A 20,314-nucleotide genomic window follows, 5' to 3' on the forward strand; every position below is an offset into this window, starting at 1 on the left:
GTATCTGTTCCTGTATGGAATAGATGACCTCTTTTCAGGAGACGCCATGCCCGCACTTGCCCCACCCACGGCCACCGACACAGGCAACGCCGATGCCAACCGCTTTGCCGAGCTGGAAATGCTGATCCTGGTGGCCGAGCGCGGCAGCCTATCAGCCGCTGCACGCCACCTAGGCATCTCGCCCTCGGCCGTCAGCAAGAGCATGTCGCGGCTGGAGGCGCGCCTGGGCGTGCAGCTGCTGCAGCGCAGCACGCGGCGGCTGCATCTCACGCCCGAAGGCTGCCAGCTGTTCGAGCGCGGCAAGCGCGTGCTGGCCGACCTGGAGGAACTGGAGGCCTGCGTGGCCGTGCGCAGCGAACCACGCGGCCTGGTGCGCATCAACACCAGCTCATCGACCGGAAAAATGCTGCTCGTGCCCCTGGTGCCGCAATTGCTGCAGCGCCATCCCGGGCTGAGCCTGGAACTGAGCTTCACGGACCAGATCGTGGACCTGGTCGAGGCCGGCACGGACATCGCCGTGCGCTGGGGCCAGCTTCCACCCTCGGACATGGTGGCGCGGCTGCTGGGCCACACGCGGCAGGTCATCCTCGCCTCACCGCAGTACCTGGCCCGCATGGGCAGGCCCCTGCATCCAGACGAGCTGGGCCACCATGTGCGCCTGGGCTGGAGCTACCAGCGCGCCATACCGCACTGGCCATTTCTGGTGGACGGCCAGCGCGTGGCCGTCGATATCGGGGAGGTGGTGCGCGTCAACGACGGCGATGTGATGCGCGAGCTGGCGCTGCACGGCACGGGCCTGGCCCGCCTGTCGCTGTACCACGCCTGGGCCGACGTGCTCGCCGGCCGGCTGGTGCCCGTGCTGGAGGAATTCAACACGGGCGACCTGGAACCCATCCACGCCGTCTACCTGGGCAAGCCAGACCGCCTGCCCCCGCGTACGCGCGCCGTGCTCGACTTCCTGCAGGCGCATGTGGACCTGCGGCATGCGGAGCAACTGCCGGCGCTGCCCTGAGGAGTAGCCGGCAGCGGGGGCGTCACTCCTGCCCGGAGGGCAGAGGGGTGGCGTTCATCGACAGGCTTTCGATGTGCTCGTGCAGCGCCGTGTACACAGGTTCTGCAGGCGCCGAATTTTCGTAGACGATGCCCGTGCCCACGTCCTGGGGGGTGGTAAGCCGCTTGACGACCAGGCGCTGGTTGGGACGGTTGCCATAGGTGCTGGACGTGCCTTCGCCGTCATTGACGCTGTAGACAAAGCGATAGCTGCGCTGGACCTGGCCCGAGCCGTTGATCCAGACACACAGCGTTTCACCCGCCATCGGTCCGCGGATCTGGTGCTCGCAGCCGAACAGGCCGTCGCCGCTGGTCATGAGGCCGTTGCCGTTGGATGTGGCACTGGTCTGGCGCGTCAACTCCGCCGCCAGAGTCTGAAGGCCTTCCGAGCCTAGCGAGGTCATGCTCCAGACGCCCCTCAGGCTGGATGCCACGGCGGGATAACCGAAGTTGAAACGCGAAATCGCCACTTCCTGCTCACCGGGCAGCGTGATGAAACCCGAAACGCCGCTGGTGAAGCGCATGCTGACCTGGCCCATGTTCCGGTCTTCGGAGCCCGACATCGGGCCGCTGCCCAGATAGCGGCCACCCTGGTAGCGGATCAGCGGCGCGGCAAAGCGGTTGTTGGTCAGCGCGCCCGAGGTCATGTAGAAGGTGGGCTGGCCGCTGGGTTCGTAGGCATACATTTGCAGAACCAGCGTGCCGTTCTGTGCATCGATGGCCAGCCCGCGGCCCGGCTTTCCGTTGAGTTCGGAGGTCACGACCCAGGTGCCATTGCTGGGCATGAATGCGTGCGCCAAGCCGCAGCCCAGCAAGGTGGCCGCAGCCAGTATTTTTTTGAACATGGTCTCTCTATTGAGATGTGAAAATCCATGCGCATTTTATCTAACGTATTTACAAAAAGAAGCAATGCGCTGAATGCCGGGTAGTTTCTGCCGGCGTCCCTGGAATGGATTTGCACGCCAGTGATTTGATTTTCTGGCGTACAGGATTGAGCCTTCCTGAAATCGCATGGAATCCATCGGTTCACAGGCTGGCCCTGGCATTCTCGACAGGTTGATAGATACGGGCGCTGCTTCCATCCCTCCCGATCGCCCAGGCACACCAGGCCGATACCGCTCCCGCAAACACCACATACAGGCACACCAGCCACGGGCTGCCACCGGCCGTCTTGACCAGCGCCGTCGCAATGATGGGCGTGATGCCGGACGCGAAAATGCCAGAGAACTGGTAGACGAAGGAAATGCCGGTGTAGCGCACCTTGGCGTCGAACAGGTCGCAGAAGAGGGCGGCCTCGGGACCGTAGACCGCCGCGTAGAGAATGCCGAAGGGCACGACGATGGCGATCCATATCAGCAGCACATTGCCGCCGCTGTGGGCCATGAGCCAGAAGGCCGGGAAGGCAGAGACCGCGGTGATCAGCGATCCCCACAGATACACGCGGCTGCGGCCCAGGCGGTCGGACAGGCGGCCGAACAGTGGAATCGTGAAGCACATCACCATGGCGGCGACCATCACGCCGATCAATGCGTCGGTGCGGCTGATCTGCAGGGTGGAGGTCAGGTAGCTGATCGAGAACACGCCGAAGACGTTGAAGAAAACGCCGTCGATATAGCGTGCGCCCATGCCCTTGAGCACATTGCCCGGATAGCGCCGCATCATGTCCATGAAGGGAATCGCGGTCTCGGCATTGCGTGCCTTGACGGCCGCGAATTCGGGCGTCTCCTTCACATGCAGGCGGATGTACATGCCCACGGCCACCATGAGTCCCGAGATCAGGAACGCGACGCGCCAGCCCCAGGCCATGAATTGCTCCTCGGTACACAGCCAGGACAGCAGGGCCACCACGCCCGAGGCCATGAACAGGCCGATGGCCAGGCCCACCTGGGGCAGGGAGGCGTAGAAGCCCCGCTTTTCCTTGGGCGCGTATTCGTAGGCCATGAGCACGGCGCCGCCCCATTCGCCGCCCAGGCCTATGCCCTGGGCCACGCGCAACAGCAGCAGCAGGATGGGGGCGGCCACGCCGATCTGCGCATGCGTGGGCAGCAGGCCGATCAGGAAGGTGGACACGCCCATGATCATCAGCGTGACCACCAGGATGCTCTTGCGCCCCACGCGGTCGCCGAAGTGCCCGAAGATCACCCCGCCCAGCGGCCGCGTGACAAAGCCCACGGCAAAGGTGGTGTAGGCCAGCAGCGTGGAGATCAGCGGATCATCACTGGGAAAGTACAGCTTGCTGAACACGATGCCGGCGACCACGCCGTACAGGAAGAAGTCATACCACTCGATGGTTGCGCCGATGAGCGCGGAGGTCACCACCTTGCGGATGACCCTGGGATCGGTTGCCGTCGTCATGCTGTCTCCTGGTTGTCTGTCGCATTGCCGGGATGCAGGAACGGGCAGTCATGCGACCTTGAGCTGCCCTGTCTCTCCGTGCCTGTCTTCGCGAACCATGTCGGCGGCCTTCTCGGCCATCATCACCACGGGCGCGTTGGTGTTGCCCGAGACCAGGGTGGGCATGACCGAGCAATCGACCACGCGCAGGCCGGCCATGCCGTGCACGCGCAGGCGCGCATCGACCACGGCCAGGGCGTCGCTGCCCATGCGGCAGGTACCGCTGGGGTGGAAGATGGTGGCGCCGTGGTTGCGGCAGAACTCCAGCAGCTCCGCATCGCTGTGCGCATCGGGGCCGGGCTTGACCTCCCGCTTCACGAAGGGGCGCATGGCCGGCGTGTCGGCAATGGCGCGTGCCGCGCGCACGGCCGCCACGTTGGTGCGGCGGTCCAGGTCGGTGGCCAGGTAGTTGGGCTGGATGGAAGGCGGCTCGAAGGCATCGCGCGAGCGGATGCGCAACTGCCCGCGTGACTCGGGCCGCAGCTGGCAGACCGACATGGTGAAGCCCGAGTACGGATGGACCTGCCCGCCTGCCATGTCGGCCGACAGCGTGGAGACGTGGAACTGGATGTCGGGCGTGGCCGCCACGGGCCGGCCCTGCCCGTCCCTGAGCGCACGCATGAAGCAGCCGCCCTGGTTGATGCCCACGGCCAGCGCGCCCGAGCGGAACAGCAGCCATTCCAGCCCCAGCTTGGTCCTGCCCACCCAGGAATTGAGCTGGTCATTGGTGGTGATGGGCTGGCTGCATTCGTAGCCCAGGCGGATCTGAAGATGGTCCTGCAAGTTCTCGCCCACGCCCGGCAGATCGTGCACCACGGGAATCCCCAGGGACTGCGACAGCGCGGCCGGGCCTATGCCCGACAGTTGCAGCAGCTGCGGCGACTGGATGGCGCCTGCCGACAGAATCACCTCGGCCCGCGCCTGGGCCTGGCGCTCCTGCCCGCCTTGCCGGTAGCGGATGCCGGTGGCGCGCCGGCCGCGCAGCACCAGCTGCGTGGCCATGGCGTCGGTCTCTATGCGCAGATTGGGGCGGCGCCGGGCCTCGCCCAGATAGGCCTTGGCCGTGCTGCAGCGCAGGCCCTTGTGGGTGGTGAGCTGGTAGTAGCCCGCGCCCTCCTGGTCGCGGCCGTTGAAGTCCTCGGTGCGGGGCACGCCGACCTGGCCTGCACCGGCAATGAAGGCCTCGATCAGCGGATGCTGTGCGCCGATGTCCGAGACCTTGAGCGGCCCGTCCGCGCCATGGCCCGGGAAGGCGCCGCGCGCATTGCCTTCGGACTTCACAAAGTAGGGCAGCACCTCCTCATACGACCAGCCCGCATTGCCCAGCGCCGCCCAGTGGTCGTAGTCCTCGCGCTGGCCGCGCACGTAGATCAGGCCGTTGATGGAGCTGCTGCCGCCCAGCGTGCGGCCGCGCGGCCAGTAGATGCGCCGGCCGTTCATGTTGGGGTCTGGGTCGGTCTCGAACTTCCAGTTGTAGACGGGGCTCCACATGGTCTTGCCGTAGCCGATGGGCAGGTGGATCCAGGGCGAGCGGTCCGGCGGGCCGGCCTCCAGCAGCAGCACCCGCGTGGCCGGGTCCTCGGACAGGCGCGCGGCCAGCACGCAGCCGGCCGAGCCTGCTCCCACGATCACGTAGTCATAGCTGTCGATGGGGTCCGGCATGCAGTGGCTCCTTCTGAGTTTCTTTTGAAGGAACAATTTGTTCCTTTGAGTGAAACTTATTCGTTGCCGCCGTGGACTGCAACCCCGCGCAAACCCTTGCCGCCTCCTGGCGATCAGGCATGATCGAAAGCGTTTCCGGCCTTCCACACGACACGACACCGCCCCATGCCGCCATCCCTTGCCAGCGCTGCCCCGGACCCCACCCCTGCACGGCAGGACGAAGCGAACTCGGTCTCCGATCGCTCCCTGGCCGTGCTCGATTTCGTGACCCAGGCCGAGGCCCCGCCGGGCCTCATGGACATCGCAGCCGCGCTCAACCTGCCCAAGGCCACGGCCTCGCGCCTGTGCTCCCACCTGGAGGCGCGGCAATGGCTGTTGCGCCATGAGGGTGACCGCAGCTTCTCCCCGGGCCCCAAGCTGCTGAGCCTGGCCGTGCGCGCCCTGCAAGCCGACCCGCGCCAGGCCCTGCGCCATGAGCTGCTGTCCCAGCTGGTGGCCCGTCTGGGCGAGACCTGCAACCTCACCGTGCTGGACGGTACGCGCGTGCGCTACCTGGACCGTGTCGAGACCCACTGGCCGCTGCGCATCCAGCTGGAGGCCGGATCGATGGTGCCCATCCACGCCACGGCCAGCGGCAAGCTGTTCCTGGCCCATATGCCTGCGGCCCGGCGCGCCGCCATTCTGGACAGCGTGGAACTCACCGCTTGCACGGCCAACACGCTGACCACGCCCGAGGCGCTGGCACAGGAATGCGCGCGCATCGTGCGTGAAGGCCACTCCTGCGACCGCGAGGAATTCATGCGCGGCATGATCGCCGTGGCCGTGCCCGTGCGCGATGCCAAGGGCCAGTGCCGCGCCACGCTGGCCGTGCATGCGCCCGAGGCGCGCATGCCGCTGGCGCAGGCGCTGGAGGGTCTGCCGCACCTGAAGGAAACGGCCCAGCGCATGGCCGGCCTGCTCTTCTGAGGCGCTGGGCACCCCAGAAAAAAGGCCCCCGCGCTACCCTTGCTGCGCAAGGTCCGCTGCCCCCCCAAGGGGGCCGCTTTTTGCCTTGGGGCGGCCCGGCGGCAAAAAAAAGGGCCTCACTCGGAGGCCCTTGTCGTCACTGGAAGCCCAGCGTATGCGGCAACCAGGTGGACAGCGCAGGGATGAAGGTCAGCAGGCACAGCACCACGAAGTGGGCCAGCAGGAACAGCGGCATCTCGCGCGTGAGATCGGTGATGGACACGCGCGTGGCCACCGAGGTCACGAACAGCAGTCCGCCCACGGGCGGCGTGATCATGCCCAGCGTCAGGTTCACGATCACCACCATGGCGAAGTGCGTGGGATCGATGCCCAGGCTGAACGCAATGGGCGCCAGGATGGGCACCAGGATCATCACGCCGGGCAGCGGCTCCATGAAGATGCCGAACACCAGCAGCAGGATGTTCACCGCCACCAGGAACAGGGGGGGCGACAGCTCCCAGCTCACGATCAGCTCGGACAGGTACTGCGGAATGCCCTCCACCGTCAGCACCCAGGCAAAGGCGGCCGAAGTCGCCATCACCAGCAGCACCGAGGCCGTCAGCATGGCCGAGCGCGCCGCAATGCCCGGCAGCGCCGACCATTGCAGCGTGCGGTACACCCACTTGCCGCAGACCAGGGCGTAGAACACGGCCACCACCGACGCCTCGGTGGGCGTGAAGATGCCGAAGCGGATGCCCACCACGATGAGCACGATCAGCATCAGCGCGGGAATCGCCTTGAAGCTGTTGATCCACATCGTGCGGCCGTCGGGGCGCGGCTCGGTGGAGCGGTAGTCACGCTTCCTGCACACCCACCAGTTCACAGCGGCCATGGCCAGCGCGATCAGGATGCCGGGAATGAAGCCGGCCATGAACAGCCCGCCCACCGACACGTTCTCATCCTGCAGCGCGTAGATGATCATGCTCACCGACGGCGGAATGATGGGCCCCACGATGGCCGTGCTGGCCGTCAGCGCCGCCGCGTAGGAGCGTGCATAGCCGGCCTTGTCCATCATCTTGACCATCATCGAGCCGGGACCGGCCGCATCGGCCAGAGCCGAGCCCGAAATGCCCGAGAACAGCGTCAGCGACAGCACATTGGCATAGCCCAGGCCGCCGCGCAGATGGCCCACGAACTGCGCGGCAAAGCGCAGCAGCACATGCGTGAGCGCGCCGCCCGACATCAGCTCGGCCGCCAGGATGAAGAAGGGCACGGCCATCAGCGGAAAGCTGTCTATGCCCGTGAACATCTCCTTGAATACGATGAGCTGCGGATAGCGGCCCCCCACGAAGACGGCCAGTGCGGCGGAGATCGCCAGCGCGAAAGCCACCGGAAAGCCCAGCGTGAGCAGGACGATGATGGCGATGAAAAGCGTGATACCCATGATGTGTCTGCCTGGTGGATCAGATCGACGCGGCTGCGTCGGCATCCATCTCGTCGGATTCGGCGAAGGAGCCATCAGCCACGTAGCCGCGCGCAATGAACAGCAGATGCACCAGCATCAGCACGAAGCCCACGGGCATGGCCGCGTAGACGAAGGAGATCGGAATGTCCGTGGCCGCCGTGGTCTGGAAGCGCGTGGCCCAGACGTACTGCGACGAGGCCACCGCCATCACCGCGCAGAACAGGCCCACGCCCAGCACCACGAGGCGGCGCAGCCACTGCGCCTTGCGCGTGCCCACCGAGCGGTGCAGGTTGTCGATGGCTACATGGCCGCCGAAGCGCAGCACCAGGCCCGCGCCCAGGAAGGTGACCCAGATCATCATGTGCCGGGCCACTTCCTCGGCCCAGACAATGGAGTCGCCCGTGGTGTAGCGCAGCACCACATTGGCAAACACGATGCAGGCCATGGCCAGCAACAGCACGATCAGCAGCCAGCGGTTGCAGGCCACAAGGGCGCGTTCGATTCGGTTGAGCATAGGAGTGGGCGAGGGCAGGAGGGGAGTGGCGCAAGGGCCGGGCTGCCGTCGGAGGTCAGATCATCGGCGTGGGCGCCGTGCGGGGCCATGGGGCTTGCCCGCAGCGGCGGCCCGGTGCCACGGGCAGGCCGCCCGTGGCAGGAAGGATTACTTGGCGTTGGCGATGGTGTCCAGCGTCTTCTGGCCGAACTTCTTCGCGTATTCCTTGTAGGCCGGCTCCAGCGCGGTGCGGAAGGCGGCCTGGTCCACCTTCTCCACCACCTGCATGCCGTGGCTCTTGGCCTCTTCCACGCCCTTCTTCTCCACCGTGTCCACGAACACGCGCGAAGCGATGGCGCCCGACTTGGCGCCCTGCGTGAAGGCCGCCTTCTGGCTGTCGTTCAGCGTGCCCCAGAACGAGGGCGACACCAGCAGGGCCATGGGCGCGTACACATGGGCCGTCAGCGTCAGGTGCTTTTGCACCTGCCACAGCTTGGCCGAGGCCAGCACCGAGATCGGGTTCTCCTGGCCGTCGATCGTGCCCTGCTGCAGTGCACCGATCACCTCGGGCCAGGACATGGGCGTGGGCGATGCGCCCAGCGTGCGGAAGGCCGTGATGTGCACGGGGTTCTCGGTCACGCGGATCTTCAGGCCCTTGAGATCGGCCACGCCGTTGACGGCGTGCTTGTTGTTGGACAGGTGGCGAAAGCCCTGCTCGCCCCAGGCCAGCGCGACCAGGCCGCGCTTGCTGAACTTGGCCAGCAGCTCCTGGCCGAAGGCGCCGTCCAGCACGGCGCGCGCATGCTGCGTGTCGCGGAACAGGAAGGGAATGTCCACCACGCCCACATCGGGCACGAAGTTGCTGATGGCGCCCGTGGAGACGATGGCCGCCTCCACCGTGCCCAGCTGCAGGCCCTCGATCAGCTCGCGCTCGCCGCCCAGGGCGGACGCGGGGAACTGCTTGAACTTGTAGGCGCCGTTCGTGCCCTTTTCCACCGCATCGGCCCAGGCCTGGGCGGCCGCGCCGTAGTGCGAATTCACGGCCAGGGCGTAGCCCACCTTGACCTCCTTGGTCTGTGCCAGTACGGCGCCAGCCGAAGCAACCGCCATGGCGGCCACGCAGGTCGAAAGAAGGGTGCGGCGGATCATTTGCATAGCGGCAGTCTCACTTGTTGTGTGTTGAAAAATGGCCCCCACGCTCCCCTTGCAGGGCAAGGTCTGCGGTCCCCCGCAGGGGGCCGCTTTTCATCCTGGGGCGGCCCGGCGATGAAAAAAAGAGCCCATGGATTGTAGTGACCACTCCCCTTGTGGCGACCACGTACAAAGCGCTCGTCATGTGCGTTGAGGTGCATCTGATTTGGCGATGTCATAGGTGCTGAAATGACAAACGCCCGATGCGCGCAAGCGTCATCGGGCGTCGGGTTCAGATGGAGCGGGTCAGCTCATTACCACTCAGCGTGCCCCGATCCGCTCGAACTCGCTCTCCACCGCCGCATGCGCTTTCAGGATGCTTTGCGAAGGCGCAGGGCCCATGCGGCTGACGACCACCGTGGCCAGCCAGGCCAGGATGAAGCCGGGGATGATCTCGTACAGGCCCAGCCAGCCGAACTGCTTCCACACCAGCACCGTCACGGCGCCGGTGATGATGCCGGCCAGCGCGCCGCCGCGCGTCATGCGGCTCCAGAACAGCGACAGGATGATCACCGGGCCGAAGGCGGCGCCGAAGCCGGCCCAGGCGTAGCTGACCATGCCCAGCACCTTGGAGTCGGGGTTGCTGGCGATGGCGATGGCGATCAAGGCCACCAGCAGCACCATGGCGCGGCCGATCCAGACCAGTTCGATCTGGCTGGCGTTCTTGCGCAGGAAGGTGCGGTAGATGTCTTCGGTCAGCGCGCTGGAGCACACCAGCAGCTGGCACGACAGCGTGCTCATCACGGCCGCCAGGATGGCCGCCAGCAGCGCACCCGAGATCCAGGGGTTGAACAGCTGCTTGGTGATCTCCATGAACACCGTCTCGGCATTGGCGTTCACGGCAGCGGCGCCACCGGGGTTGGCCGCGAAGTAGGGGATGCCGATGAAGCCCACGGCCACGGCGCCGGCCAGGCACAGGATCATCCAGGTCATGCTGATGCGGCGCGCCGAGGGAATGGTCTGCACCGACGAGGCCGCCATGAAGCGCACCAGGATGTGCGGCTGGCCGAAGTAGCCCAGGCCCCAGGCCAGCAGCGAGACCACGCCCACGAAGCTGGCGCCACGGAACAGGTCGAACTTCTCTGCCGCCACGATGGCGTGCAGGTCCTGGCCCGGCTGCAGATGGCCCTGCACGGCCAGCCAGGCGATCACGGGCGCCAGGATCAGCGCCGTGATCATCATCGAGGCCTGGATGGTGTCCGTCCAGCTCACGGCCAGGAAGCCGCCGATGAACACATAGGCGATGGTGCACAGCGCGCCCACCCACAGGGCCGTGCTGTAGGGCATGCCGAACATGTTCTCGAACAGGCGCGCGCCCGCCACCACGCCCGAGGCGCAGTACAGCGTGAAGAACACCAGAATCACCACGGCCGTCACGATGCGCAGCACGTTGGAGTGGTCCTCGAAGCGGTTGGCCAGGTAGTCGGGCAGCGTCAGCGCATTGCCGGCGCGCTCGGTGTACAGGCGCAGCCGCGCCGCCACCAGGCGCCAGTTCAGGTAGGCGCCCAGGATCAGGCCGATGGCGATCCAGGCTTCCGACAGGCCCGACAGGTAGATGGCGCCGGGCAGGCCCATCAGCAGCCAGCCGCTCATGTCCGAGGCGCCGGCCGACAGCGCCGTCACGAAGCTGCCCAGGCTGCGGCCGCCCAGGATGTAGTCGGAAAGATTCTTGGTGCTGAAGTAGCCGATGGCGCCGATGCCGAGCATGGCGACCAGGTAGATGGCGAACATGATCGCCGTCGGGTCGTTCCAGTTGAATTGCATTGAAGTGTCCTGCGTTGGTCGTGTTTTTTCGGGTGGTGCGGGGCGCTTGCCAGGGGCCGGTTGTGCCGGCCCCGGCGGTTCAAGCCATGGTCATGAGCTGTGCATTACCGCCTGCGGCGGCGGTATTGGTGCTGATGGATTGCTCGTGGAACAGCGCAGCCAGGTCATAGCCGCGGCCCGCATGCAGCTCATCGCTGTTGCGGCTTTCCACGCGCACCAGGGCACCGTCGCGCGCGGCGACCTGGGCGCAGACCTGCAGCAGGGCGTCGCCGTCGCCCTCGAACAGCAAGGCGGCCATGGGCGCTTGTGCATCAGCCAGGGAGTCGGCGCTGGCGCTGTGCAGCCATGGCACACCGGCATCGCCCGCAGCGGCGCGCAGCGCCTGCCAGGTGGCGGCGCAGCCGCTGTCGGCGCCTGTCCCGTTGTCGGGCAGCACGGCATGGCAGGCGTTGCCGCTGGCCAGGGCTGCTGCCACCTGGGCCACCAGGCCCAGCGGCGTGCGCGGCAATGCCCAGACGGGGCCGCGCGGCAGCAGGCGGTAGCGGTTGGATTCGCCCGTGGGGCCGGGCAGCAGCATGGCGGCGTCCAGGCGCGAGGCGGCCAGGGCCTCGTCGCAGGCGGCCAGGGCCTGCACCTGCTCATCGGCGGACATGTCCTGGGGCGGTGCCTTGGACAGCGTCTCGCGCAGCAGGCCCAGCAATTGCAGCGGTGCCTGGGCGGACGACTCGGCCCGCGCAAAGACGGACAGCGCTGCGCTGGCTGGCCCCTGCGCCAGCCGGTGGAGGTACAGCGGGCCGCCGGCCTTGGGGCCGGTGCCGGACAGACCCATTCCGCCGAAGGGCTGCACGCCCACCATGGCGCCGATCACATTGCGGTTCACATAGATGTTGCCCGCATGCACGCGCTGGGTGAGGTGGGCAATGGTCTCGTCGATGCGGCTGTGCACGCCGAAGGTCAGGCCGTAGCCGGTGGCGTTGATGCCATCGACCAGCGCGTCCAGCTGCTCGCGCTTGAAGCGGATCACATGCAGCACGGGGCCGAAGACCTCGCGCTGCAGGCGCGTGGTGCTGTCGATCTCGATGAGGGCCGGGGCCACGTAGTGGCCATTGAGCACGCCGTCCTTGCGTTCCACGCGGGTGACCTTCTGGCCCGCTGCGGCCATCTGCTCTATGTGCTGCTCGATCTGGCGGCGCGCCGCATCGTCGATCACGGGGCCCACATCGGTGCTCAGGCGGTCGGGGTTGCCCAGGTTCCACTCCTGCAGCGCATCGCGCAGCATGGTCAGCGTGCGGTCGGCCACCTCGTCCTGCAGGCACAGCAGGCGCAGGGCAGAGCAGCGCTGGCCGGCCGAATCGAAGGCCGAGGCCAGCACATCGGCCACCACCTGCTCGGCCAGGGCCGAGGAGTCCACCACCATGGCGTTCTGGCCGCCGGTCTCGGCAATCAGCGGAATGGTGCGGCCCGCAGGCGACAGGCGGCGGGACAGCTGGCGTGCAATCAGGCGCGCCACCTCGGTGGAACCTGTGAACATCACGCCCGCCACCTGGGCATGGGCCACCAGGGCCGCGCCCACGGTCTCGCCCGTGCCCGGCACCAGCTGCAGCGCGTCGCGCGGCACGCCAGCCTCGTGCAGCAGGGCCACCATGGCGGCGGCCGTCAGCGGTGTCTGCTCGGCAGGCTTGGCCAGCACCGTGTTGCCGGCGGCCAGGGCCGCAGCCACCTGTCCGCAGAAGATGGCCAGCGGGAAGTTCCAGGGACTGATGGCCAGCACCACGCCCAGCGGGCGCTGCGCGGCGTTGTCGAAATGCGCGGCCGCCTGGGCGCCGTAGTAGCGCAGGAAGTCCACGGCCTCGCGGACTTCGGCCACGGCGTTGGAAAGGGTCTTGCCTGCCTCACGCATGATCAGGCCCATCAGCGGCTGGCTGCGTTGCTCCAGCAGGTCGGCGGCGCGGGCCAGCGCGTCGGCACGGGCGGCGGGCGGTGTGCCGGCCCAGATGGGCGCGGCCTGCCCGGCGCGCGCGGCGGCGGCCTCGGCCTCGGCCGCCGTGGCCTCGCGCACCCAGCCCACGATGTCGGACAGCTCGGCCGGGTTGCGCATGGGCTGCCAGCCTTCGGTACGCGCCGGGTCGGCAGGCAGGTCGGCATCCGCGGGGGCGGCCAGATAGGTCTGGCGCGTGCTGTGCAGCAGCGCGGCGGCCAGCGAGGCCAGTTGCTGCTCGTGCGCCAGGTTCAGGCCCTGGGAATTGGCGCGGGCCTGCCCTGGCTTGTCTCCCTGCTGCGCGAACAGATCGGCCGGCAGCGCAATGCGCGGGTGGGGGGCGCCCAGCCGGCCTTCGTTGCGCGCGATCTTCATCACCTCGTCCACCGGGTCGGCCACCAGGTCGGAGACCGGCACGGAGGCGTCACCGATACGGTTCACGAACGAGGTATTGGCACCGTTCTCCAGCAGGCGGCGCACCAGATAGGCCAGCAGCGTCTCATGGCTGCCCACGGGCGCATAGATGCGGCAGGGGCGGGCCAGCTTGCCTTCGGAGGCCGGGCCCGTCACCTGTGCGTACAGCGGCTCGCCCATGCCGTGCAGGCACTGGAACTCGTACTGGCCGCTGTAGTAGCTGCCGCCCACGGCCTGGGCCAGGTGGTAGATGCTGGCCAGGGTCTGCGCGTTGTGCGTGGCGAACTGGGGATAGATGGCATCGGGCGCATCCAGCAGCTTGCGCGCGCAGGCCAGGTAGCTCACATCGGTATAGACCTTGCGCGTATAGACCGGGTAGCCGGCCTGGCCGCCTTCCTGGGCGCGCTTGATCTCGCTGTCCCAGTAGGCGCCCTTGACCAGGCGCACCATCAGGCGGCGGCGGCTGCGGCGGGCCAGGTCCACCAGGTAGTCCAGCACCTGCGGGCAGCGCTTCTGGTAGGCCTGGACCACAAAGCCTATGCCGTTCCAGCCCTTGAGCGAGGGCGCAGCACACAAGGCCTCCAGCAGGTCCAGCGACAGCTCCAGCCGGTCGGCCTCTTCGGCGTCGATGTTCATGCCGATGTCGTACTGCTTGGCCAGCTCGGCCAGCTGCAGCACGCGCGGCAGCAGCTCGGCCATCACACGCTCGTACTGCGCGCGGCTGTAGCGTGGGTGCAGGGCCGACAGCTTGATGGAGATGCCAGGCCCCTCGAAGATGCCGCGCCCGTTGGAGGCCGCGCCAATCGCGTGGATGGCCTGCTCGTAGGCCTGCAGGTAGCGCTGTGCGTCGGAATCGGTGGCGGCCGCCTCGCCCAGCATGTCGTAGCTGTAGCGAAAGCCCTGCTTTTCATAGGCGCGGCTGTTGGCCAGCGCCTCGGCAATGTCCTGGCCCGTCACGAACTGCTCGCCCATCAGCTTCATGGCGCGGTGCACGCCCTGGCGGATCAGCGGCTCGCCGCCCTTGCCGATCACGCGCGTCAGCGCCGACGACAGGTTCTTCTCGCTGCTCGTGGACGTGAGCTTGCCCGTCAGCACCAGGCCCCAGGCCGCCGCGTTCACGAACAGCGAGGGCGAGCGGCCCACATGGGCACGCCAGTCGCCCTTGCTGATCTTGTCGCGGATCAGCGCATCGCGCGTGGCACGGTCGGGAATGCGCAGCAGCGCCTCGGCCAGGCACATCAGCGCCACGCCTTCCTGGCTGGACAGCGAGAACTCCTGCACCAGCGCCGCCACGCCGCTGCCGGCCGGCGCATCGCGCAGGCCCTGCACCAGCCGGGTCGCCAGCTCGCGCACCTTGTCGGCCTGCTGGGCATCCTGGGCGCGTGCCAGCGGCAGCAGCACCGGCAGGCACTCGGGCTCGGGTCGGTGCCAGGCGGCCGTGATGGCAGCGCGCAACGGCGTCTGCGGCAGGATGGACTGGGCGAATTCCAGAAAGGGTTGCACCTCTTGCGGGCTGCTGGGTTGCGCTTCTTCCAGCGCCACATCGCCCTGGCTGTCGCCCGCGCTGGACAGCCGGATGGTGGTCGCGCCGCGCTCCAGGGCATCGACGTACTGGACAACCGCCTGTTTGATCAGCCAGTGCGGTGTGCGCCCTATCTGCTGGGCGGCGATGCGGATACGCTCGCGCAGAGCGTCATCAACCTTGATGCCTACGGTGGTGGACATGGTGTGCCAGTGAGGAATGGAAGAGGTAGGAAATGCGAATGGACATGCACCATGAAGAAGACATGGTGCAACCTTGCTTGGTTGAAATGTCGCAGAGGTTGCGACTTTTTTAGACTGGGGTTAACCCTTTTTTCTCATGGCACAAGCCGATACCGCCGTGTTGCGGCCGTGCTGCGACCGGCCTACTGGTAGTCGATGGTGAAGGTCGCCAAGGCATTGGCGCTGCCACCGCCGCTCACGGTATTCCTGATCTGCCGGTAGCGCGCCTCCAGGTCGATCTGGAAATTTGCCGTGCCCTGCGAAATCGTGCCCGCCTGCCAGCCGTTGGCTGCGCCAAAGCCCTGGATCGCGCCATTTCTCAGCACCTCCACGCCAACGCCGCTGACCTGCGAGCCGGTCAGCGCCAGCACCGAGGGGACTTGCGTGTCCGTCGTGCCCGACAGCGTCACGAAAGGCTTGATCTGGGTGTTCGGGTCGCCGCCGGAGCAGCTCAGCTGGATGGAGAAGGGCACCTTGTCCGTGGTCGCACCCAAACCCGTGAAGCGTGTGTCGGGATGCGTGCCCAGCGGTACGCTGATGCTGTCCGACACCAGCGTGCAGGTGGGATTGATGGGGACCAGGGTGACACCGGAGAAAACGTATTGCGCGGCGAGTGCTCCGGCAATTTTCATTTCCATGTATGGTCCTGCCAGTTGGATATCTCCAAAAATAGTACTGATGGGTCCTGTTTTTATGAAATCTATTGTAATGGTGGATTTTTCTCCTTCGGGAATGATGTATGAATTCGTTAGTGTAGGTAGATCGCTGGGAATTGTTCCAATCCCTTTCATTGACATGCGCAATCCTATTCCGGGGACATTGCTGGGATAGATTCTGTCATCAGGTGCTCCGATTCCTGAAAATGAAGGTCTGCCAACGCCTGAGCAAACCACTTGCGCAGTTATTGAGGAATATCTCTTGTTGTCGATTACTGGGTTAAGCGAAATTACTGCAAACACTTTGCCGTTTGGTTCGGAGTTTATGTTGATGGGTAAACTCAGGACCTGATTCACGGGGTAAGATGCAATGTAATGGTTCTTTCCATCAGTGGTCGGGTTGGAGTCAGCCGGCATGCAGATTGCTGCATGGGATGCGGAAATGGTGGAAAAAATGATTCCCATGGAAAATGCGAAAAGCTTGTACATATTCATTCTGGTTCTCCATCTGGAATCAAGGCGGCAGTTCGAAAGAACAACGTGGCGTCTTGTGCCGTGTGCCGTTAGCCCTGGCATGTGCAGGCGCATGGCATCTCTGAGGAGTGCAGCGCCTGCTCCAAGGCCCTCGCAAAGGCAGGCTTGGGATCAGTGGCGGTTGAGCGAAAGCAGGGCGACACTGGAACTTCCCATGACCGGCTTGATGCCTGACAGTTCATCAGCAAGGCAGGATGGGGCTTTGGCGATCATTTCCGGCAGCCTGCCCTCAGCAGCGGGGCGACCGGAAGAAGGGGCGACGGCGGCCGTGGCCGGGTTCTCTGCGCTGAGGCTCGCGGTGCAGAACGGACCGGTCGGAGCGGTGGCCTCACGGTCAAACTGGTATTGGGCGATGACCACGTCGTCGACCTTGTATTGAAGGAAAACCCCTTTGAGGGGCCCTGCCTGTTTGATCGGGCCAATCTTCACCAGATAGATATAGATGGGAGCATCGGACAGTTCCTGGATGGGAAAGTAGCTCTGTATTGCATTGCTTGGGTCGGTCGGAATAGGCATTTTTCTGAAATCTATGCGCAGTCCTATGCCGGGAATGGAGCTCTCATAAGCCCGGTGCTTCTGGTGAAAGGTGCCCACGCCATACCAGCCAGAGGTTTGGTATTTTGCACAGAACATTGCACCCCCTTTCATTCCAGTATATTTCTTGTTGATGATATAAGGGAGAAAGGCGACGCGGCCCACTACACTGCCGATTGCACGAGATTCAATATCAAACGGCAGTGGGACCTCCAGCGTTCTACTGGGCAGGAGGACATAGTGATTTTTGCCATCGTTGATGGAATTGCCGATTCCATCGTTAGAGCAAAAAGCTTGCGCATGTGCCTGGCCTATGGAAAAAATGAAGAGTCCTGCGGACAATGCGATGGCACGGGTAATGGTCATGAAAATGCTCCGTTGCTGAATGAAAAGGTGGTTCTTGGATTTCAATATCGCAGGGCAGGTGACCGGCGGACCGCGTGCCGGAAAGGGGGTGGGCACAGCCATGTACCGCGTCGGTTCAGACGCCGACCGAGGCCTGGGCTTGTGTTGGCGAGTCTCGCAATTCACCCACCAGGCTGCGATCGATCCGCAGGCCAGGGCTGTTGTCTGCCTGGCCGTCCGGCGCCAAGGGCGGTTGCGCCTGGCCCGTGTACTGCTTCGCATCGGCCGTGGTGCGCAAGACACTGATGCGCAGGCTCAGCCGCAAATCGCCAAGATGCTTCTCGGCCTGGAAGGGCAGGCTGGACTGGCGGATGGCGATGGGACGCGAGGTCTCGGCTCTGTGTGTCAGCGCGGCCTGATGGGACGGCGCTGCGGCAAGATGGGACGGCACGCAGTGCAGGTCCATGCTGGCTGGCACACGGGAGCCGGTGGAGCGCTCCCGCGCCGGCAGCGAATAGGCCATGCTGCAATGGGCCGTGCCATCGCCGGCCTTCCACTGGGCGTGCAGCTGCCCCTGGTCCGACAGGCCGCGCAGCATGAGCTTGCCGGCCTGGCCGACCATGCCCAGGTCCTTGCCGCTCTCGTCCGAGACGACGGCGCCGAAAGGCACGGGCGACGTGTCCGCCTGCGTCAGGCGCAGCACGGCCGAGCGGCTGTAGGCCGTCCTGAACACCACCATGGCGGCGGCACCGGCCACCGGTGCGACGCGCCGGTTGGCCTCCTGCAGTTCCACATCCATGGACATGCCCTTGGGGTCCAGCGACACCTCGTTCATGGCATAGGGTGTCATGTAGGGCACCACGGCATAGCCCCGTGCATCGATGCGTACGCCGGGCGCATTGGTGAGGCGCGCGCCCTCGGCATGCGGGGCCTGCACGATGGCGAAGGTCTCGCCCAGGGGCTGCGACAGCGTGACCCCTCCGGGGTGGGCGACCAAGGCGCCGCGCGCGCCCAGTGACAGTTGCTGGCCGGCCCGGCCCGCGCTCACGCTGCCGCTGAACAGCGTGTACGGGCGGCGGTAGAGGGCATTGGCGCCTGCATTGAGGCGCGATCCCTGATTGCCGCTGCTGCCGTATTCGGCATTCAGGCCATAGGAGAGATCGCTGCCGGCCTGCCCGTAGGTGCTGGCCTGCAACTGGTTGCCGCCGCGCGAGTCATGTGTGAAACGGCTCATGACTCTGGGCTTTCCCGGCCCCAGGGGAATCGCCACCCCTGCGTACAGCAGCGTGCTGGAGCGGCCCCAGGCATCGCGCTGGCGCGAGGCCGACAGGTTGTAGGGAACGCCCAGCCACGAGCTGCTGTAGTTGAGCGTGTAGTCCACGCGGCGGCCCTCGCGGTTCCAGTAGTTGTCCATGGAGGCGGAAAGGCTCAGGTTGCCGCCTTGCTCGCCCAGGTGCTGGCTCAGCGTCATCGCGGCGCGCGTGCGCGGGCGCGACAGCAGGGGCGTTGCGCCGCCGGCTGCGGACAGGGCCAGCTCGCGCGCCCGCATGGCCTCGTTGATGCCGAAGAACCCGTTGGTCGAATAGCGGTAGGCCGCCAGGGACACCCCTGTGCCGGATCCCGGAAAGGTCTTGGCGTAGGTGGCTCTCAGGCTTTGTCCCGAGTAGCTGCGGTCATGGGGAATGCGGGTGCTGGCGTGCGTGAGGTCCAGGCCGAAGGCACCCCATGACGTATTGAGCACGGCGCCCACCGTGGGCGAGAAATAGCCCCTGGCGACCGTGGCGCCGCCATAGGCCGTGAGCATGTTCGAGAAGCCGTACTGCCAGCCTGCCTGCGAGAAGAACGGCGCGCTGTCACGCAGGCCGCGCACCGCGCCCGCCGTGAGGCTGTAGCGGTGCTGGCCCTCGCGCAGCGAACGAGGAACGGCCGCATAGGGCACCGAGAAGGAGCGCAGGGAGCCGTCGGCCTCCTCGACGTCCACCTGCAGGTCGCCGCCATAGCCGGTGGGGTACAGGTCATCGATCACGAAGGCGCCCGGCGCCACCGTGGTCTCGCGCAGCTTGATGCCGTTCTGGCGGATGACCACCCGGGCGTTGGAATTGGCCACGCCGCGCACCACGGGCGCGAAGCCGCGCTGCGACTCGGGCAGCATGCGGTCGTCCGTGCGCAGCCGCAGGCCGCGGAAGGAGACCGAGTCCATGATCTCCCCATCGGTGTAGGTGTCGCCCAGGATCAGTTGCGAAGACCAGTCGGCGATGTCGCGCTGCACATAGGCCGAGATGCTCTGATAACGGCTCGGTCCCTGATCGCTCCAACTGAACGAGCCACTGTGCCGGAAATGCCAGCGCGCATAGTTGAAGCCGCTGTTCAGGCCCAGGTAGCCCTGGGTGCTGCTGCCAGCCCGCCCGCCGCGTGCATGGTAGGTGTTGAAGTCGTAGCCCAGGAGGCCCGCCGGCACGCCTGCGTCCCATTGCTCCGGGCCGACATGGCCGCTGGTCACGCGCCGCATCAGGATCTGGGGGATGGTCACCTCCAGCCGCTGCGAAGCGATGTTGAAGCGCGCGGATGCGCCGGGCACCGACTGTTCGATGCGCAGGCAGGCCGGGCCGTCGCCTGCATCCGCTTCGATGGCGGGCACGCGGGCCAGATCAACGCCGATGCCCTCCAGCAGGGCGGGGTCGAAACAGGGTTGCGCGACGGTGCCGGGCGCAGGCTCGGTGAACCGTACCTCAGCCCGGCCCACCCAGTCGCCGTTGACCTGGAGGTCGGGGTGGTACAGACCCGGCTCCACCGCGTTGCCATCGGCAAAGCGCGAGATATCGATCGCGCTGCCTCCTCCCCGCAGAAATTCGCTGTTGAATTCCATCCGCTGAGGGCGCGCGGGCGGCGTCTGTTCCGTGGTGCGTTCCGTCTGCGAGGCGCGCATGTCCACTTGCCAGCAGGCCAGAGCTGTCAGCAGCAGGGCATGAAATGGTCTGGCATTGAATGGCCATCGGCCTGCATGGCGTCCCGTGCCGGGTCTTTTCTTCATTGCAATCCCTCCCCAAAGGGCTAGCTTTTGCGCGCCGTCGTGTGTCGCGGCGCTGTTTGCCATGGCCGAATACGCCGGCTGCGCGTGAAGCCTT

At 66.2% G+C, this 20,314-nt stretch carries 13 protein-coding genes; 2 read left to right on the top strand and 11 right to left on the bottom strand.

What is annotated here, in order from left to right:
* The first annotated feature begins 46 nt into the window (after window positions 1-46).
* Complete coding sequence (locus IAE24_RS14205; protein ID WP_034397367.1) at window positions 47-1,012, top strand: LysR family transcriptional regulator; 966 nt, start codon at window positions 47-49, stop codon at window positions 1,010-1,012.
* A gap of 22 nt (window positions 1,013-1,034) precedes the next feature.
* Here the strand turns inward: IAE24_RS14205 and IAE24_RS14210 are convergent, their stop codons facing one another.
* From IAE24_RS14210 to IAE24_RS14220, 3 genes are all read right to left on the bottom strand, one after another.
* On the bottom strand, window positions 1,035-1,895 hold the full coding sequence (locus IAE24_RS14210) for a hypothetical protein (protein ID WP_180318654.1): 861 nt from the start codon (window positions 1,893-1,895) through the stop codon (window positions 1,035-1,037).
* Window positions 1,896-2,076: 181 nt separating this feature from the next.
* A complete protein-coding gene (locus tag IAE24_RS14215) occupies window positions 2,077-3,405 on the bottom strand; it encodes an MFS transporter (RefSeq protein WP_199960201.1) in 1,329 nt (442 codons plus the stop codon).
* A gap of 48 nt (window positions 3,406-3,453) precedes the next feature.
* Window positions 3,454-5,106 (bottom strand): GMC family oxidoreductase, encoded by a 1,653-nt coding sequence (locus tag IAE24_RS14220; protein ID WP_199960202.1) that lies wholly within the window; start codon window positions 5,104-5,106, stop codon window positions 3,454-3,456.
* Between the two features lie 165 nt (window positions 5,107-5,271).
* Between IAE24_RS14220 and IAE24_RS14225 the strand changes: the two genes are divergently transcribed.
* A complete protein-coding gene (locus IAE24_RS14225; protein ID WP_012207743.1) occupies window positions 5,272-6,072 on the top strand; it encodes an IclR family transcriptional regulator in 801 nt (266 codons plus the stop codon).
* 136 nt (window positions 6,073-6,208) lie between these two features.
* Here the strand turns inward: IAE24_RS14225 and IAE24_RS14230 are convergent, their stop codons facing one another.
* The 8 genes from IAE24_RS14230 to IAE24_RS14265 form a co-directional block, all read right to left on the bottom strand.
* The gene (locus IAE24_RS14230; RefSeq protein WP_199960203.1) at window positions 6,209-7,495 is read right to left on the bottom strand and encodes a TRAP transporter large permease; all 1,287 of its coding nucleotides are present in this window, start codon (window positions 7,493-7,495) and stop codon (window positions 6,209-6,211) included.
* A 19-nt stretch (window positions 7,496-7,514) separates the two neighbouring features.
* Complete coding sequence (locus IAE24_RS14235) at window positions 7,515-8,030, bottom strand: TRAP transporter small permease (RefSeq protein WP_043820239.1); 516 nt, start codon at window positions 8,028-8,030, stop codon at window positions 7,515-7,517.
* Between the two features lie 147 nt (window positions 8,031-8,177).
* Complete coding sequence (locus tag IAE24_RS14240; protein WP_071956972.1) at window positions 8,178-9,164, bottom strand: TRAP transporter substrate-binding protein; 987 nt, start codon at window positions 9,162-9,164, stop codon at window positions 8,178-8,180.
* 297 nt (window positions 9,165-9,461) lie between these two features.
* Window positions 9,462-10,964 carry a sodium/proline symporter PutP gene (putP, locus tag IAE24_RS14245; RefSeq protein ID WP_012207739.1) on the bottom strand — a complete coding sequence of 501 codons (1,503 nt, stop codon included), beginning with the start codon at window positions 10,962-10,964 and terminating at the stop codon, window positions 9,462-9,464.
* A 79-nt stretch (window positions 10,965-11,043) separates the two neighbouring features.
* Window positions 11,044-15,081 carry a trifunctional transcriptional regulator/proline dehydrogenase/L-glutamate gamma-semialdehyde dehydrogenase gene (putA, locus tag IAE24_RS14250; RefSeq protein WP_199960204.1) on the bottom strand — a complete coding sequence of 1,346 codons (4,038 nt, stop codon included), beginning with the start codon at window positions 15,079-15,081 and terminating at the stop codon, window positions 11,044-11,046.
* A 182-nt stretch (window positions 15,082-15,263) separates the two neighbouring features.
* Entirely contained in the window at window positions 15,264-16,271 is a 1,008-nt protein-coding gene (locus IAE24_RS14255; protein ID WP_199960205.1) for a fimbrial protein, read from the bottom strand.
* A gap of 150 nt (window positions 16,272-16,421) precedes the next feature.
* Window positions 16,422-17,210 carry a hypothetical protein gene (locus tag IAE24_RS14260; RefSeq protein ID WP_199960206.1) on the bottom strand — a complete coding sequence of 263 codons (789 nt, stop codon included), beginning with the start codon at window positions 17,208-17,210 and terminating at the stop codon, window positions 16,422-16,424.
* Window positions 17,211-17,325: 115 nt separating this feature from the next.
* Window positions 17,326-20,115: a fimbria/pilus outer membrane usher protein gene (locus IAE24_RS14265; RefSeq protein ID WP_233626143.1), complete on the bottom strand. Its 2,790-nt coding sequence runs from the start codon at window positions 20,113-20,115 to the stop codon at window positions 17,326-17,328.
* Between the last annotated feature and the right edge of the window lie 199 nt (window positions 20,116-20,314).

The organism is Delftia sp. S65, from assembly GCF_016516495.1.
GTDB classification, from domain to species: Bacteria; Pseudomonadota; Gammaproteobacteria; order Burkholderiales; family Burkholderiaceae_C; genus Comamonas; species Comamonas acidovorans.